The organism is Candidatus Vicinibacter affinis (assembly GCA_016714365.1).
In the GTDB taxonomy this organism is placed as follows: domain Bacteria; phylum Bacteroidota; class Bacteroidia; order Chitinophagales; family Saprospiraceae; genus Vicinibacter; species Vicinibacter affinis.
Map to the genome: position 1 here is coordinate 438,762 of JADJNH010000005.1, position 19,178 is coordinate 457,939.

The following is a 19,178-nucleotide window of genomic DNA, read 5'->3' on the forward strand; positions in this document are numbered from 1 at the left end:
TGACTTAAGTCAAAAAATTAATTTGTTGTAATAATCTTATATCTGAGATTTTGGTAAGATACCTATTGTATTAAAATAACGAATTTTAATCATATGGCGTATTTGCAACCAACCCCCTGCTTTAATTACTTATTGCCAATAAGTAAAAAGATGGTTTATGCTTTGTTTTTCATTGTACTTGTACAAATGAAAATACAGGCACAAATTAAAAATATCAATACCGGTAATATTTATACCACAATTCAATCTGCAATTGATGATGTTACAACTCTAGATGGACACACCATTACTGTTTTGGCAGGAGTTTATGCAGAAAATATTGTAGTAAGCAAGTCAGTTTCAATCCTTGGACCAAACGCAAACGTCGACCCATGCAGTGGAATACGTGCTGCAGAGGCAATAATTTTTTCTGGCTTGAGCTCAGTTTCCACAGCTGAAATATTTCATGTTGCTGCTTCTAATGTTACCATACAAGGATTTACAATTGATGGAGACAACACTACTTTGATGAGTGGATTTCTTGGAACCAATGGTGCTGATCTAGATGCTGCAGAAGGGGTGACAGTTTATGAGACAGGAGTAAATAATTTGAAAGTCTCAAATAATATCTTTCAAAATTTGTCATATTTTGGAGTTACGTTGTATGATTTTCCAGCTGCTATTCCTTCGAGCGGGCACTTAATTGAAAATAATAAATTCATTAATTTAGGAACCTATGACCTTAACTCTGGCGTAGCCTATTGGGGAGGTGGAGTGTTGTTGTATAATAACCAATATGCTGAAGTTACCCATAATTGCATGGATAATGTTCGCATAGGGGTTCAAACTGGTAATTTTCATCTTACAAATCCAGGTTCAATAAACTTCCAAAATATTTCTAACAATTTTATTGCAGCAAGAAGGCGAGGAATTTTTCATAATTTATTTTATGGCACTGCTTCACCTTTTTCAATCAATAATAATACAATAGTCGGCATTAATCATATTGATGAATTAGTTTGGGATGGACTATTAATTGCTTCTCAATCTGTAAATTCAAATGTAACTGATAATAACATAGACGGAAGTGCAATATTGGGGAAACCCACAGAAGGAATTGAAGTTTGGAATGTTGATATTTTAAGTCCGGTTATTATAAGTGGAGGTGATGTCAGGGGTGTGACTACAGGAGTATTTGTAAATAATTTTGAAGGATACAGTTCCGATGCGCCAAATGGTGCTTATTGTGAAATAAGTAATTTAAGTATCAATAATATTTCTGTCGGGGTGAGAATAACAGATAGCCCTTTAAGTTCTCATGCAGGAGTATCAGCTGTCATTAAAAATGATTGTGAAATCTTTGGTTCTTCAAACTTAGGAACTGGTATAAATGTTTCGGGAACGAATGCCAGCGTTTTTGTAATGGACAACGATGCTTCTATTCATGGATTTCAAATCGGTATAGAGGTAGATGGTTCCTATGCTGATATAAACAATAATCACATTTATAATAATGAAACAGGAATACGTTTTATTAATCTTGGTTATGGAAATGTTGTAGGTAATAATTTTAATGATAATCAAGATAATGCGACAGATCTCCTGATTGATCTAACAGGTGGTATGGTAAATGCTGCCGGCAACAATTGGTTTGCAGGGGACATTCTTGGAGTTAATAACTTAAGCCAGAATGTAATTAATGCTGAATCTAATTATTGGGATCATCCATCAGGGCCATCTTCTGTTGGAGCGGGTAATGGGGTAATGGTATCTTCTAATGTATTGTATTGTCCATGGTTAAATGGACCGCCGCCTTTTGGGGTAGAAACAAATGCAATCGCAAGTTTTACATTTTCCGAAAATGGGGGACCGGCTCAAATAGCAAATATTATTAACAATGGTTTAGTAGATCCTGCAGAAGAAATATTTATTGATATTTGTGATGGAGGTAATTATCAATGGAACTCAATTATTTCCAATGCAACTCATGTACATATAGCACAGGTTTCTTCTAATGGAAATATTGCTGGACTGAGTCAAAGTCCACCACCTACTGAAATTGAACAGTTTGATGGTACAGTAGCTTCATTAAATGCTGCTTATTTTAATGGATCAACTAATTCCTTAAATTTATTAAATCCTCTTAACACAGGGACGGCAACACAAGTGATGAGATTTTATAATGATGTTGATGTGAACGGCGATTTCGACCCTTCAATTGATTGTTATGGAGATCCAATAATTATTAATTATATTATTTCACCGGCCCCAGTATTACAAACAACAATTAATGGATTACAACTCACCGCGAACAATGATGGTTTGGATGAAAATGGTACGTTAGTTATCTGTAATTCTCAAACAAATAATTTATTTTTTACTCAATTTATTGATGTTAATAATACCATTCCATCAAACTTGCTAAAAGTTGAACAGTCATTTGTAAAAAATAATGTTTTATTTGGCCCCGTAAATTCCATATTTGCGTTATCCTCCTTTTCACCAGCGTTCAGTAGAAATGCTTCATTAGTGAACCAACTATTACCTGGAACATTGAGTATGAGTTTCAGGTTGTTTTTTGATGCAAATGATAACAATATTTTCGATTTGGGTGATTGCGCTGGAGATTGGTTGGAATACAATGTTAATGTTATTAACCCACGATTGCAGACGTCTCTAAACGGCGTGATAGTAAATAGTAATAATGACGGGATTGATGATATTGCTAGTTTGACTCTTTGCAATGGTACAACAAACAATCTGACGTTTAATTTCTTTAATGATCTTAACAATTCAGGTGTAACATTAAAGGCTTACCAGGAAATTTTAGGAGCTATAAATGTCTCATATCCATTTTGTTCAAATTGCTCGGCTGCCCTGGCTTCATTTAGTGGTGCGACTGGAACCATTGGCTTAATAAACCCTTTACTTCCTGGTTCACTCACTCTTAGGTTTAAGGTTTTTTATGATGCGAATAATAATAATTTGATAGATACTGATGAGTGTCCAGGAGATTGGGTAGTTTACAGTATCAATTTAGAAAATCCGGATCCGGTTTGTCCACCTATACAAAATGTCTCATGTACGGTAGATCTTTTAAATCCGGACCCTTCTTTGGTAGGCTTTGTCAATAACTGCTCTGGTAATGTCGTGCACTTAAGAGATGTTGTATCAAATCAAACTTGTCGTGACAGGTATACTTTAACGAGACGCTATGGAATTCAAATTTCTGGTATTATAGTGGATAGTTGTTCACAAACTATTTTAGTGAATGATTTAACTGCACCAAGTGTGATTTGCCCAGCCCCCTTGACTGTATTTTGTGCGGCCGATGTTCCACCCGTGGACCCAGGATTAATTATTTCGGCAGATCATTGCGGTAATTCAGGCATTGTAAATTCACATGTAAGTGATGAAATCAGCAATCAAAGTTGTGTAAACAATTTTATTGTTACAAGAACTTATCAAGCAACTGATGTATGTGGAAATACGAAGACTTGCACCCAGACTATTACTGTGAATGATAATGTTGCACCGGTATCAATTTGCAAAAACATATTGATTGTTTATTTGGACAACTCCGGTAACGTGGAAATTTTGAGTTCTCAATTAGATGGGGGAAGTTATGATAATTGTAGCCAAAATGGAATATCAATTGTGGCAAGCGATACCATGTTCAATTGCGACGATATTGGTATTTTAAGCGTTACATTAACCGTATCCGACGTATGTGGAAATCAATCCGTCTGTAATTCTCAAATTACAGTTTTGGATACTACACCTACCAGAATATTTTGTAGCAACCAATCAATAAATCTTTCACCCGGAGAATGTGATGCAATTCTTAATTATGTACCCTTAGTAACCAATTCTTTTTGTAATGCCAATCCATATTTAAATACAATTGATTCAAATACATACATGATAGGTAGACCCATTAAGGTAGGAGTACATCAGGTATGTTATATAGTGATTGATCGTGCAGGCAATACTGCAAGTTGTTGTGCTCAGGTAACTGTAAACGAGTTTCCAAATGCAAGCAGAGAATTGGCATGCAATGGAAACGTTCAAATAAGTCTTGACGATTCTTGCGAAGTGACCATCAACGCAGACATGGTACTTGAAGGTGGCCAATATGGTTGTTATGACAAATATATAATTGAGGTAAGACCTTGGAATGGCGGAGCATTAATTGACCGTAATCCAAATAAACCCGGAGTACAGATTGATTATAGGGATATTGGTAAGGAACTTAAAATTTCCATAATCGACCCTAGAACAGGAAACAGTTGTTGGGGCAAGGCATTTGTTGAAGACAAGTTGGCTCCTAAGATTATTTGCCCTCCAGATGCAGTTATTTTATGCAGCGTAGAGCCAATTCCATTGAATACAGGAACACCGTTAGTCATTGAAAAATGTGGCTCTTTTTCACTTACTTTTAAAGATGATATAATTCATGGGTCTTGCCAGGATGGGTACCAAAGCATCATCCACAGAACTTGGACTGCTATTGATGAATCTGGCAATAAATCAATTTGTGTTCAAAACTTAACCATAAGTTTAGGGGACTTGACACAAGTTAAAGATCCACATAATTACGATGATCATGACAAACCAACCTTGTCTTGCAATGAAAAAAGAGACACATCAAAGAGGATAGTAAATCACATGGTTAATGCACCACTATGTGTTGATGGGTATTTGCTTGATTCAGTTTACTGGAATGCAAATGCTGGTCAACCTGATATTTACCCAAATAGAAGAATTCCACGAATTTTAGGATGGAACTGGATTCAGAATCAATCGGATCCAAATTTTGGACACCCTAGTCCTGATGATGTATTTTATCCTACTCATCACGCGTGGGATGTTCAAAATCCTGTTTGTTGGGGTCCTGACCAACACGTCATGTGGCATGGTACTGGCCGGCCATCAGTTGACGGTTGTGACAATCTTGCGCTTTCCTATCAGGACATATTTTTTGACTTGGCTACTCCAGGCTGTAAAGCCGGTGTTGCTGGTTGTTATAAAATTGTCAGACAATGGACAATTCTTGATTGGTGTACCGGTCAGGTAAAAGAATTAAATCAGATTATTAAAGTTATTGATAAAATTGGTCCTGAAATTATATATCCAGATAGCATCACCGTTAATATGAGCCCATGGGTGTGTTTAGGAGAATGGCAGGTAGCTACACCTTGGATTGCTGATAATTGCAGCAATGAAATTCATTTTTCTGTAGAAGTAGAATTTGGAACCATTATCGGTGATGAGGTGACTGGATATCTGGCAATGAATTTACCACCAGGAATTCAGAATGGATACATTGTGGCGACTGACTGTTGTGGCAATGTCACAAAAAAACAAGTTGTCTTAAATATTTTGGATGAAACTCCACCACAAGCTGTTTGTCAAACCAGAACAGTGGTGAGTATTGTGTCAAGCCATGGATTTGATCCAATCGGTAAGGCTTATGCAGTTTCTTTTGATGATGGATCTTTTGACAACTGTAATCCGCATGTATTTTTTAAAGTAATCAGAATGTCTGAATTATTGGGAACCCGGAATGGTTCGCAGAGTTCCAATCTAATTTCTTGCAGTGGTTTAAATGGAGATGATGATAATAGAGTATTAGGAAATCAAATATATTTCGATGATGAAATCAAATTCTGTTGTGAGGATATCGGAAAGAGAATACAGGTTGTTTTTAGAGTTTTTGATTTAAATCCAGGAACAGGACCTGTTATTCCAGGATTGATGAATCAGGGTGGATTTCTGGACAAACATTTTAGCGACTGTATGGTGGAAGTTGATGTACAGGATAAAGTAATTCCAAGTATTATACCTCCTCCTGATGTAGTCGTAAGTTGTGCGTTTTGGTTCGATGTGAACAACATTTCGAATATAAATGATTCACTTTTTGGACGTGTGGTCAGTAATTATATTGATAGAAGAGAAGTTAAAACAAACGATGTGGTATGCGCTCAATATTGTGAGCCAAATACACTTACGGGTTACAAAGGGTTCATATCAGGAAATCCGCTTCCAAAACCAGTATCCAATCAGGCCTGTGAGTTTTATCAACAATTATTTAATCCTACCCATAAGAATAATAAATACGACTTGACATGGGGTTTTGATGGTTATATATGGGGAGGCTGTGGTGCAACGCCAAGACTGACGGTGCAAGATCTCAGGCACTGTGGTCAAGGAAAGATTTTACGTATATTCAGTATTACCGGTCCTAACAATATTGTAGTCTCAGCAACTCAAACCATTTGGGGAGTCAATTGTGACCCATTTTATGTAGATCTGAAACATTGCAACGATACTTTGTTTTCTGACATTATTTGGCCAAACGGAGTTTGCAACAATAGTTCTGTGAGAATTAATGATTGCAAAGCAGATTTAAGCCCCGATAATCCATTGTTGGGCAGACCACAGGTGGTGAATCATTCCAATGACCATTGTTCATTAATTGCAATTAATTACTCAGATGATGTTTTCACAACTGAAGTAGATGCTTGCTATAAAGTATTAAGAAAGTGGGTGGTTATTGATTGGTGTCAGTATGATCCTCATCTTAATCCTGGCAAAGGTCGTTGGGAACAAACTCAGGTTATAGAAGTAATGGATCAAACAAAGCCTGAAGTAAAATGCTTTGCGGGTCCTTGCGAACCAGCCGATATTAAATCCCAGTCGGGAATATGTTCAGGGCATATCCAACTTACAGCTGAAGCTAGTGATTTGTGCACCAAGGAAGATTGGTTGTCCTGGGAGTATAAAATTGATTTATTTAATGATAACAGAGGTGTATTGGGTAATCATGATTACAGAGTTGGTGCTCTGACCCGAAAACAATTTCTACTTGGTGATACTGTTCAATTTAATTTTAACCCTTCAGCGGATTATCATGGAAATCCATTTGATGCAAGCGGTATTTATCCATTAGGTATTCATAAAATTATTTGGTATGTGGAGGATGGTTGTGGAAATATTGGTGTTTGTGAAAAGTTATTTGAAATCAAAGACTGCAAAGCACCAACACCACAATGCCTGAGTGGAATCATTACTGTTCCAATGCCAACTTCCCAATGTATTGATATTTGGGCGAGGGATTTGGATAAGGGTAGTTACGATAACTGTACCAAACAAGAAAATTTGAAATTGTATTTTAATGGTGATCCAAAAAAGACAAGTATTCGGGTATGTTGTGATGATTTTATAGAAGCTGAAGCAAACGATGAATTGGTAATTGAAGTAGAAGTATGGGTGGAAGATGAAGAGGGAAATAAGGATTTCTGTAAAACACTAATCATTATTCAAGACAATCAGAATATTTGTCCCAACAAAGGTCCAATAAAAGGTACCATCACTGGAAATATCAGAACCTCATCCGGAGTGGAAACAAAACCAGTTGATGTAATGCTTTATCAAAATGGTTCAATGATGCGTCAAATGTCTGGAAGTCCTTACAGTTTTGGCGATTTGAAACTAAATCAATCCTATCAAGTCAGCCCGGATCGTAATGACGATCCTTTGAATGGGGTTACAACAAACGACATTGTAAAAATTCAAAAACATATTTTGGGCTTGGCAGAAATCACAGATCCATACAAGTTGTTGGCTGCTGATGTAAACGCCACTAAAAGCATAACAGCTTCGGACATGGCAGAACTTAGAAAATTGATTTTAGGAATCAATAGTGACTTTAAACATGTAAGGAGTTGGACTTTTGTTCCATCGGAATATAAGTTTCAAGATCCAAAGTCACCATGGGATGCGCCAAGAAGCTCTAATTTGTTATTGGATCGCAATAAGATTGCTGACTTTGTTTCCATAAAAATGGGAGACATTACCGGGGACTCTAAGGCCAATGGAGCTCAGAATATTTTTACCAGATCATCTGGAAAACTAAATTTTGTAGTTAATGATTTGGATTTAGTATCCGGTGAAATTTATAAAATAGGGTTTAAATCATCAGATTTTAAAAATATTGTTGGTTACCAGTTTACTTTAAAATTTGATCAGCTGAGTTTAAGGTATGAAGGTGTTGAGCCAGGAGCATTACAAATCACTGAATCAAATTTTGGATCGACAAGAATATCAGATGGTATCCTTAATACCAGTTGGAATGCTGATGAAGGAGTTACCTTAAGCAAGAATGACGAGTTGTTTATTCTGAAATTTAAGGCTATAAAAAGTGGTAAACTGAGCAATTTGATGGTGATTACCGGAAACCCTACCTTGGCACAAGCGTATGACGACAAGGATAACATTCTTGAAGCTGTATTGACCGCTAATACCGGTAAAGAAAGTGTGGAAAGCGGTGTGTTTGAATTATTACAAAACGAACCAAATCCGTTTAGTAAAGAGACCAGCATAGGCTTTAGATTGCCGGAGACATCAGTAGTTAAATTAACCATTTATGATGCAACGGGTAAGGTCATTAGTGTTCAAGAGATCAAGGGACAAAAAGGACTCAACCAACACAAAGTGAGCATTGGCGAGTTAAATACATCTGGGGTTTTATATTATCAATTGGATACACCTGTTCATACTGCGACGAAAAAAATGGTAATATTAAACTAATTAACATTGATTCATAAAGGCTTATTAAAGCTTATACAATAAGCCTTTATGAATTCACAAATCTTATTATATTTTTGCATAAAATATTGATTTTCAATAAGTTTGAGAGTAAATGTGTGTATAATTCCTATACATTATTGATTTGTTTGATAAGTGGATTACCCTATTAATTGTATTTTCAATTTCTATCTCAAAAAAAAGTTGCAAAATGGAATAATAATTTTGCACAATTCAATCAGCCCATTATCTTTGTAATGATGAAGCAGTTATATATTTATTTTTTTTAATATAAAAAAGATACGTTTTTAACAGATTAGGTATTTACGAAGCATTTTAATAGACCAAAACTCTCTCTCATGAAAATCCATTTTCAAGGACATAGGGCTGTCCAGTTATGTGTAATGGTGGTTTTTTTAGGATTTTTTTCCTTTAAACCATTATTCTCCCAAATCACCTTAACATGCCCCCCTAACCTTTCGGTCAGTTGTACTATGGAGATTCCTCCGACTCTTCCATTTACGGGGACCGCAACCACCACATGTGTTCCTAACACAGTCACGGTTACTCATTTAAGCGATGTAATTTCCAACCAGACGTGTGCTGACAGGTATACCTTAACCAGGACCTACAGGGCAACAGATCAGTGTGGCAATGTAGCTACCTGCCAGAGGATTATTACGGTTAATGACCAAACCCCTCCTATCGTAATTTGCCCACCAAATACGACGGTTCAGTGTTTTACAGATATTCCATTATTTTCAGTTCAGGAGAGTGACAATTGTAATGGTGCTATGGTCATGGTTATTATGACTGATACCACCAATAGAACATGCTATAACCGATTTACATTAACAAGAACCGTCAGAGCTACCGATAGTTGTGGTAACTCTGCTACCTGCAGTCAGGTAATTACTGTTAATGATAACAACGGTCCGACAATTACTTGTCCAGGACCTCTCACTGTTAGTTGTGCTGCTCAAGTACCTCCACCAGATACAAACCTTGTCATCGTTTCCGATGGTTGTACCGGTGGTTCAATAACAAGAGCTTTCGTAAGCGATGTAATCAGCGGACAAACTTGTGCCAACAGATATACACTGACAAGAACCTATAGAGCTACCGATATCTGTGGTAATGTTTCTACTTGTACCCAAATTATCACAGTGAATGATCAAACACCTCCGACTTTAACCTGTCCGGGTCCTTTGACCGTAAGCTGTTCTTCTGATGTACCTCCACCCAATATTTCCCTTGTAACCGGGGTTAGCGACAATTGTGTTGGAACAGTTACAGTTTCTCACATAAGTGATGTAATCAGTGGTCAGACCTGTGCCAACAGATATACACTTACAAGGACTTACAGAGCAACTGATGTATGTGGTAATACCGCACAGTGTACTCAAATTATCACTGTTAATGATCAGACACCTCCAACATTGACATGTCCAGGACCAATTACGGTTAGTTGCGCACCTGAAATTCCTCCTGTAAATACAAACTCTGTAACCGGTGTAAGTGATAATTGTCCGGGAACTGTTACTATAAGCCATATTAGTGATGTAACTTCCGGACAAACTTGTACGAATAGATTTACTGTAACAAGAACTTACAGAGCCACTGATGTATGCGGCAATACTGCTCAGTGTACGCAGATAATTACCGTAAATGATCAAACACCTCCGGTTATTGTTTGTCCTGCAAATACTACAGTAAGCTGTGCTTCTTTAGTTCCAGTTCCAAATGTAAGTGGGCCCACTTTACTTGCGAATTATCCTTTAATATCTAATCTAACAGATGCCACCGGAACTTTTGGACCTGCAGTCTTGTCTGGAAACCCAACACCACCTGTTCCACCAACATTTGGAACTCCATTATGCCAAAACGGGATATATATTAGTAACCCAAATGGACAGAATGTTACATTTCCAAATATCGGATCATTAAATACCAATAATTTCATTCTGAATATTGATTTTCAATTAAATGGATATGGAGCCGCGCCAGGAAATCCAGTAATCATGGGGGGTAATAGTTTTCGCTGGATTGGGATCTATGTTTCACCTTCAGGAGCATTAGGTTTTAAGCACAACAATAGTAATCTTGTGTTTTCCTCCACAACGGTTTTACTGAACAAGTGGTACTCTGCTAAATTAGCTTATGATGCTGGTAGTGTAACCCTAATATTAGATGGTGTTTCCGTTTTAACTTCAGTTGTAGGGCCACTTAATACTGGTGGAAATCTAAATTTTACTACAAATGACTTTTCTAATGGAAGAGCTCATAACGGTTGCATTCGTAATTTTTCAATATACAACGGAGCCCTGGTTAATGCATTTGATAATTGTAATGGAATTCCAACCATAACTCATCTTGGTGATGCTATAAGTAATCAGACTTGTGCCAACCGCTATACAATTACCAGAACATACAGAGCAACAGACGATTGTGGAAATTCTGCAACATGCACCCAAACAATAACTGTCAATGACGTAACCCCACCAACCATCACTTGTCCGCCAAATGTTACTACTGCTTGTGCAGGGGGAGCACCACCAGCAAATTTTGCAGGCGGATCGGCATCTGACAATTGTGGAGGAACTCCAACGGTAACTCATGTGGGAGACGTTTACAGTTCTGCACCATGTCAAATTAGTAGAACATATCTGGCCACAGATGCCTGTGGAAATACAGCAACCTGTGTACAAATTATAACCCTTAGTGATGCTGTCCCACCTATAATTACATGCCCAACAACAGTTACTGTTAGTTGTGCAAATCAGGTTCCTCCGCCACTTCCTTTTGGTGGTACGGTTTCGGATAACTGCGGTGGAACACCAACCGTTGTTCATGTCGGCGACGTAATAAGTGGCCAAACTTGTACTAACCGATATACCATTACCAGAACTTACAGAGCCACGGATGCTTGTGGAAATACAGCAACTTGTGCTGCTATCATTATTGTAAATGATCAAACCGGACCTACGTTAACTTGTCCAACAAATGTTACAGTACAATGTGATACAGATATTCCTCTTCCAGGTGCATCAGCCAGCGACAATTGCAATGGTTTGATTACCGTTACTCTCATCTCTGAGGTAAGATCCAATGTGACTTGTACTCATAGATTTACACTTACCAGGACATACAGAGCAACAGATGAATGCGGTAATTCAAGTCAGTGTACTCAAACAATTACTGTATTTGATAATACACCACCTGTTATAAATTGTCCAATAAATTTAACTGTACAATGCGCCTCGAATGTTCCTTTGCCGGGTGCAACAGCCAGCGACAATTGTTCGGGTTTGATAACTGTTACCCTTATTTCTGAGACTATTTCAAATCAGACTTGTGCAAACAGATTTACAGTTACAAGAGTCTATAGAGCAACTGATGTGTGTGGAAATTCATCTCAATGCACTCAGATAATTACCGTTTTCGACAACACTCCACCGACGTTAACTTGCCCAGCGAATACTACCGTGCAGTGTGCTGCAGATGTACCACCGGTGAATGTTAACACAGTAACTGGTGTTTCTGACAATTGCACTGGAACAGTAACTGTTACCTGGGTAAATGATGTAATTTCCAACCAAACTTGTGCCAACAGATATACCATAACAAGAACTTACAGAGCGACAGACGTTTGTGGAAATTCAGCCACCTGTGCTCAGATAATTACCGTTTTTGACAATACACCTCCAACTCTAACTTGTCCAGGCCCACTAACAGTAAGTTGTTCCAGGGATGTACCGGCACCTAACCCGGCTACAGTAACGCCAACATCAGACAATTGTGGTGGAACTGTTACAGTTACTTGGGTAAGTGATGTGATTTCAAACCAAACATGTGTCAACAGATATACCTTAACAAGAACATACAGAGCAACAGATGTTTGTGGAAATTCAGCCACCTGTACTCAAATAATCACAGTAAATGACGTAACTGCGCCAACTATTACTTGTCCTCCGCCAGTTACCGTTACCTGTGCTTCTCAAGTTCCCCCAGCAAACTTTGCAGGAGGAAGTTCAAGCGATAATTGTGGTGGAACACCAACTGTTACTTTTGTAAGTGACGTAGAAAGCAATGTGATTTGTGTCAACAGAAAAACCATAACAAGGACTTACAGAGCAACGGACGAGTGTGGTAACTCCGCCACTTGTACTCAGATTATCACCGTAAGTGACTTGGTCCCGCCAACTATTACTTGTCCGGGAAATACAACTGTTACTTGTGCGGTGTTTGTTCCACCGGCTCTTCCTTTCACTGGAAGTGCATCTGATAATTGTGGAGGAACACCTACTATTACTCATGTTGGGGATGTAATCACAAATCAAACTTGCAGAGATAGATATACTTTAACAAGGACTTATAGAGCTACGGACGCATGTGGTAACTCAGCGACTTGTGCTCAGATTATTACTGTTTTTGATAATGTTGCCCCTTCTGTTATTTGTCCTGCCCCTGTTACCGTTCAGTGTGCCAGTGCAGTGCCGCCAGTAGACGTAAATACAGTAATAACCGCAGACTTGTGTGGAAATGCCGGTCTGGTAGTTACCCACGTGGGAGATGTGATCAGTGGTCAGACTTGTGCCAACAGATTTACTGTTACCAGAACGTATAGGTCAACAGATGTATGTGGCAACTCGGCTACTTGCTCTCAGATTATAACCGTATTCGACAATACAGCACCGGTTGTAGTGTGCAGGAATGTTACCATCTTCCTGGATGCAAACGGCAATGCGACCGTCACTCCACAGCAATTATTATCCAGTGTTTCTGACAATTGTACAGCTACTCCAGCGATCGTATTAACTGCTGTTCCATCCACCTTTACTTGTGCCAACATAGGTCCAAACAATGTTAATTTGAGGGCTACAGATGAGTGCGGAAACGTAGGCACCTGCTTAGCTGTAGTTACGGTTGTGGATAATTTGCCACCGGTAATTATGGGTTGTCCTACGAAATCACCTGTCACCATAAACCTTGGCCCAGGGGAGTGTGAAGCCAGTTGGGATGCACCGCCATTCATGGCTATGGACAATTGTCCTGCAGGCGCATACTTTGGTAACCGAAATACGACTACTGTATGTTTACCACCTGCTTCTTACTGGTCTATTACCGGAGGAGCTGCGAGCTGGGGTGTGATGTTTGACTTGGTCAATACTTCAGGAAGCTTATTAAATTTACAGTTGTTGGGAGAACGAGCATTTGCGAACGTACCCCACAACATTTATTATACAACAAATCCTGGTGGCCACGCGCCGGTAGTGGCTACGCCGAATGCTTGGACATTGTGTGCTACTCGGACACCGACATCAGGAGCACAATTCACCACGGTGATCGACAGCTTTAGATTGTTGACGGGCACCAGAACGGATACTATTAAACGTTGTGCGCCGATCCAAACTGAGACTACGGTCTTAGGCTGTTTGACGATGGCACCTGGGGAGACCAGAGGAATCTATATCCATGCACCGGGCACAGGCGGCACAAACGCATCTTTGTTCAGTGGCTGTGCGGCAAGGCCAATGGGAGATGCAAACATCAATACACCTATAAACGGAGCGACGTATACTGGAGGACAGTTTGCAGCGCCATTTATCAACAGCTCATTTGGATTTGGAGGAGCCAACTGGATGGGTGTGATAGGATACAATCTGGCGAATTCGAATCGAGTGCCATTGGTACAAACTTGTGGAGCGCCATATGGACCAGGATGTTTCTTTCCGATAGGATGTACAAAGCTGTGTTATCGTGCGACAGATGCATCGGGCAATGTAGGCACATGTGAATTTGAGGTTTGTGTGAATAAATACGCAAATCCAACCAGAGCATTGGCATGTAATGATGACATCCAGATCAGTCTGGACGATAGCTGCAGAGCTACCATTTACCCTGATATGGTGTTGGAAGGAGGTCCATACTCTTGCTATGATGACTACATAGTAGAAGTAAGAGATTGGAAAGGAGGTCCACTGATTGACCGTGAGCCTAACAGACGAGGGGTACAAATCAATGGAAATGACATAGGAAGAGAGTTAAAGATAACGATCATAGATCCGGTTACTGGCAACAGCTGTTGGGGCCATGGAAGAGTAGAAGATAAAATCGCACCGAGGATGACTTGCCCTCCAGATGTAAGCTTGTCTTGCGCATCAAGTACAGCACCAAGTGTAGCAGGTCAGCCAAGTGTTTACGAGAATTGTGGAGGAGCGAATATAGGTTATCATGACAGTGAAGTTCAGGGGGGATGTCCGGAAGGATATGCAAGAAGAATTACCAGAACCTGGACAGCTACAGATGCCTCCGGTAATAAATCAGTTTGTGTTCAAACGATTACTGTAAAAATTGGCGATTTGTTTGAGGTAACAGTGCCTGCGAACTATGACAATTTGGATCAGCCTGCGTTGGAATGTGATGAGAAGATAGACAGGAATAAGAATGTAACCCCACACATGGCGGATTTCCCTGAGTGCGTGGACGGTTATATATTAGACTCTGCGTTCTGGTTAGCCAATCCTAATGCACCTGACCAATATCCAAACAGGAGGTTACCGAGAGTGTTGGGCTGGAATTGTATAGATGATGTGAATGATCCGCACTTTGGACATCCAAGTCCTGATCCGGTGTATTATCCACAACACAGACAATGGTCACCGAACAATCCATTGTGCTGGGGCCCTGACCGCCACATCATGTGGGTAGGAACAGGAAGACCTGGAGGAGCGGAGTGTTCAAACCTTACGGTAACATACAAGGACATTGTATTTGACCTGGCTACGCCGGGATGTGATGCAGGTCCGATAGGATGCTACAAGGTATTGAGACAGTGGACAGTGATGGATTGGTGTACCAGCCAGTTGGGTGGTCATAACCAAATCATCAAGGTGATAGACGATGAAGGACCGCAGGTATTGTATCCGGACAGTGCGCGTGTGAATATGGAGAGCTGGACGTGTACAGGACGCTGGGAAGTTCCTGCGCCATGGATACTGGACAATTGTTCAAATGAGGTACACTATACGGTAGAAGTAGACAATGGAACAGTGTTGGGAGATGAGACAGCAGGATTTGTGGTATTGGATATGCCTGAGGGAATATACAATGGCTATATAGTAGCGACGGATTGCTGTGGCAACATTACGAAGAAGCGAATAGTATTGAATGTGATAGACCGAGTACCACCGCAGGCAGTATGTAGAACAGCTACAGTAGTGAGCCTGAATGGAAATCAGAGTCCATTGACGAATTATGCGAGATTGCATGCAGAGGATCTGGATGAAGGAAGTTTTGACAATTGTCAGCCACATGTTTACTTCAAGGTGATCAGAATGGCAGAATTACTGGGAACGAATAATGGAAGTAATTCAAACAATGTGGTAGCATGTCAGGGACGCAATGGAGATGACAACAGCATATTGGCAGGAAACCAGATCTATTTTGATGATTATACAGATTTCTGCTGTGCGGATGTAGGTACGAAGGTGATGGTCGTGTTGCGAGTGTTTGATGTAGATCCGGGAGCAGGACCGGTGACACCGATCAGGATGACAAGTACGAGCAGTGTGTTGAACGGAAGATTCAGCGACTGTATGGTAGAAGTAGAAGTACAAAACAAAGCAGTGCCTACGGTAATCGCACCACCGAACATCGTGGTGAGCTGTTGGTTCTGGTTTGATGTAACGAAGTTGACGAATCCGAATGATGCGACCTTTGGTAAAGTAGTAACGAGCTTAACAGACAGAAGGAAAGTGGTGACCAAGGATTTGGTATGCTACAAATTCTGTGAGCGCAATGATTATACAGGTTACCCTGGATATGTACAGACGAATGCACAACCGAAACCTGCACCGAACCAGGCGTGTGAATACTATTATCAGTATTTTGATACGGCGCATTGGGACAGGAAGTATGAGTTGACCTGGGGTTTTGACGGATATGTATTGAGTCCATGTGGATCGACCCCTACGATTACGGTCAATGACCTGAGAGAATGTGGTCAGGGTGTGATCCAAAGGATCATCTCTACGACGGGACCTAACAACATCAATGTAACGGCGATACAGACGATCTGGGTAGTAGACTGCGATCCATTTTATATAGATGATGTGGCTTGCAACGATCCAAGATATACGGACTTGTTGTGGCCAAACGGAGTGTGTACACAGACGCCGGTAACCTTGGATGGTTGTGGCGCAGATATCTCACCGGACAATCCACAATTGGGACGTCCACAGGTGATCAATAATGCAGATGACAACTGCGCATTGTTGTCAATAGAATATTTTGACGAGCAGTTTAACATAGAGCCGGATGCGTGCTTCAAGGTGTTGAGGAGATGGGTGGTGATCGACTGGTGTCAGTATGACCCATTCATCGATCCTGATCATGGAAGATGGGAGGCTTTACAGGTGATCAAAGTGAGAGATCAAAACCGTCCGGTGGTAAGTTGCAGTGTAGGACCATGTGAGCCTGCGAAGATCGACAGCAAGTTGGGCGTATGTGTAGGTCATATCAGTTTGACAGCAAGTGCTACAGATAATTGCACGCCAGCAGACTGGTTGTTCTGGGAATATAAGATCGATGCGTTCAATGATGGCAAGGGCGTACATGGAGGCTATGACTTCCGTGTAGGAACCTTGACGAGCAAACAATATGCAGCAGGAGATACAGTGGAGTATAGTCACAATCCATTTGCGGATGACAGTCATAATCCATTCAATGCGAGTGGTACGTATCCGATAGGAATCCATAAGATAAAATGGTTTGTGGAGGATGGATGTGGTAATGTTGGTGTATGTGAGAGTTTGTTTGAGATCAAGGATTGTAAGGCACCGACACCATATTGTTTGACCGGAGTGATTACCGTGCCGATGCCGAGCAGCGGATGTGTGGACATTTGGGCCAAAGATCTGGATAAGGGAAGTTATGACAACTGTACAAGCCAGGAAAATCTGAAGTTGTATTTTGATAATGATCCTACCAAAACATCAATAACTGTTTGTTGTGATGACTTTGTAAATGCAGGTCAAAATGATGAATTAATTATAGATGTAGAGCTTTGGGTTGAAGATGAAGAAGGCAACAAAGATTATTGCAAAACTATAATTGTAGTTCAGGATAATCAGGACATTTGTCCAGATAAAGGTTCAGCAAAAGGAAAGATTTCCGGTAACATTAAGACGGAGACCGGTGTAGAGACAAAACCTGTTGAGGTGAGCTTGTTCCACAATGGATCTATGATGAGACAGATGATGGGAAGTCCATATAGCTTCGGAGATTTGGCCATGAATACCACATACAGTGTTAAACCAGAGCGTAACGATGAACATGCAAATGGAGTAACGACACAGGATATCGTAAAGATCCAGAAACACATTCTCGGTCTGGCAGAGATTACAGATCCATATAAATTGCTAGCAGCAGATGTAAATGCAAGTAAAACGATCACTGCATCGGATATGGCAGAATTGAGGAAATTGATATTGGGAATCAACAGTGAGTTCAAGAATGTGAAGAGCTGGACGTTTGTACCTGCAGACTATGCATTCGCGGATCCAAAATCACCATGGGATGCACCAAGAAGTGCTGATCTGATGTTGGATAAGAGTAAGGTGATAGACTTTATCTCAGTAAAAATGGGAGATGTAACAGGAGATTCCAGAGCAAACGGAGCCCAGAGCAGTCAGAGCAGGACAAGCGGCAAGTTGAGTTTTGAAATCAAAGACCAGGAAGTGATCGCAGGAGAAAGTTACCGGGTGAGCTTCAAGTCATCAGACTTCAGAAATATTTCCGGATATCAGTTTACGTTGAAGTTTGACGAGAATAGTTTGATGTATGAGGGAATAGAGTCTGGTGTATTGAAGACTACAGAAGCCAACTTTGGAACAAAGAGGATATCTGAGGGAATGTTGACGACCAGCTGGAATGCCGATAAGGGAATAAGTTATGGTAAGGAGGAAGAATTGTTTGTAGTTAACTTCAGAGCGACCAGAAATGGAAAGCTGAGCAGTCTACTTACAATTAACAGCAACCTGACGAGTGCTCAGGCCTACGATGAGAAGGACAATGTACTGGAGCCTGTAATGTTTGTAAGGACAGATAAGGGTATCGTAGAGAGCGGAGTATTCGAATTGTATCAAAACGAACCGAACCCATTCAGCAAAGAGACTGTGGTGAGCTATCGATTACCGGAATCAGGTGCTGTGAAATTGACAGTATACGATGTAACAGGGAAAGTACTTCGGGTGTATGAGATGAAAGGTCAGAAAGGATTGAATCATCAGCAGATCAGTAAAGGAGACCTGAATGCCACCGGAGTATTGTATTATCAACTGGATGCCGCAGATCATACGGCTACCAGAAAGATGATTTCAGTAGAGTAATATTGACGAAATATTTTTAAATAAAAGGCCTGCAGCAATGCAGGCCTTTTTTTATTTACTTTTAATTGTTGAGCTTTCAGTTAACTTTTTAAATAAAAAAGTTAATGAATAATTTATTCCCACCTTAGTTAGATACCCGATGTTTATTTCGAGATCGGCAACTTGAAATTGAGATTTAGTGCCAACAAACCTGAACGTTCGGTATAGCGTTTGCTTTTG

2 protein-coding genes are annotated in these 19,178 nt (G+C 40.1%); both read left to right on the top strand.

What is annotated here, in order from left to right; translation table 11 throughout:
• Window positions 1–186: 186 nt before the first annotated feature.
• A complete protein-coding gene (locus IPJ53_02130; GenBank protein MBK7797887.1) occupies window positions 187–8,571 on the top strand; it encodes an HYR domain-containing protein in 8,385 nt (2,794 codons plus the stop codon).
• 356 nt (window positions 8,572–8,927) lie between these two features.
• Window positions 8,928–18,959 carry an HYR domain-containing protein gene (locus IPJ53_02135; GenBank protein ID MBK7797888.1) on the top strand — a complete coding sequence of 3,344 codons (10,032 nt, stop codon included), beginning with the start codon at window positions 8,928–8,930 and terminating at the stop codon, window positions 18,957–18,959.
• Window positions 18,960–19,178 lie beyond the last annotated feature (219 nt).

Excerpts from the sequence above, each read along its gene's own strand:
- IPJ53_02130 (MBK7797887.1), top strand. The coding sequence starts at position 187 with ATGAAAATACAGGCACAAATTAAAAATATCAATACCGGTAATATTTAT.
- IPJ53_02135 (MBK7797888.1), top strand. The coding sequence starts at position 8,928 with ATGAAAATCCATTTTCAAGGACATAGGGCTGTCCAGTTATGTGTAATG.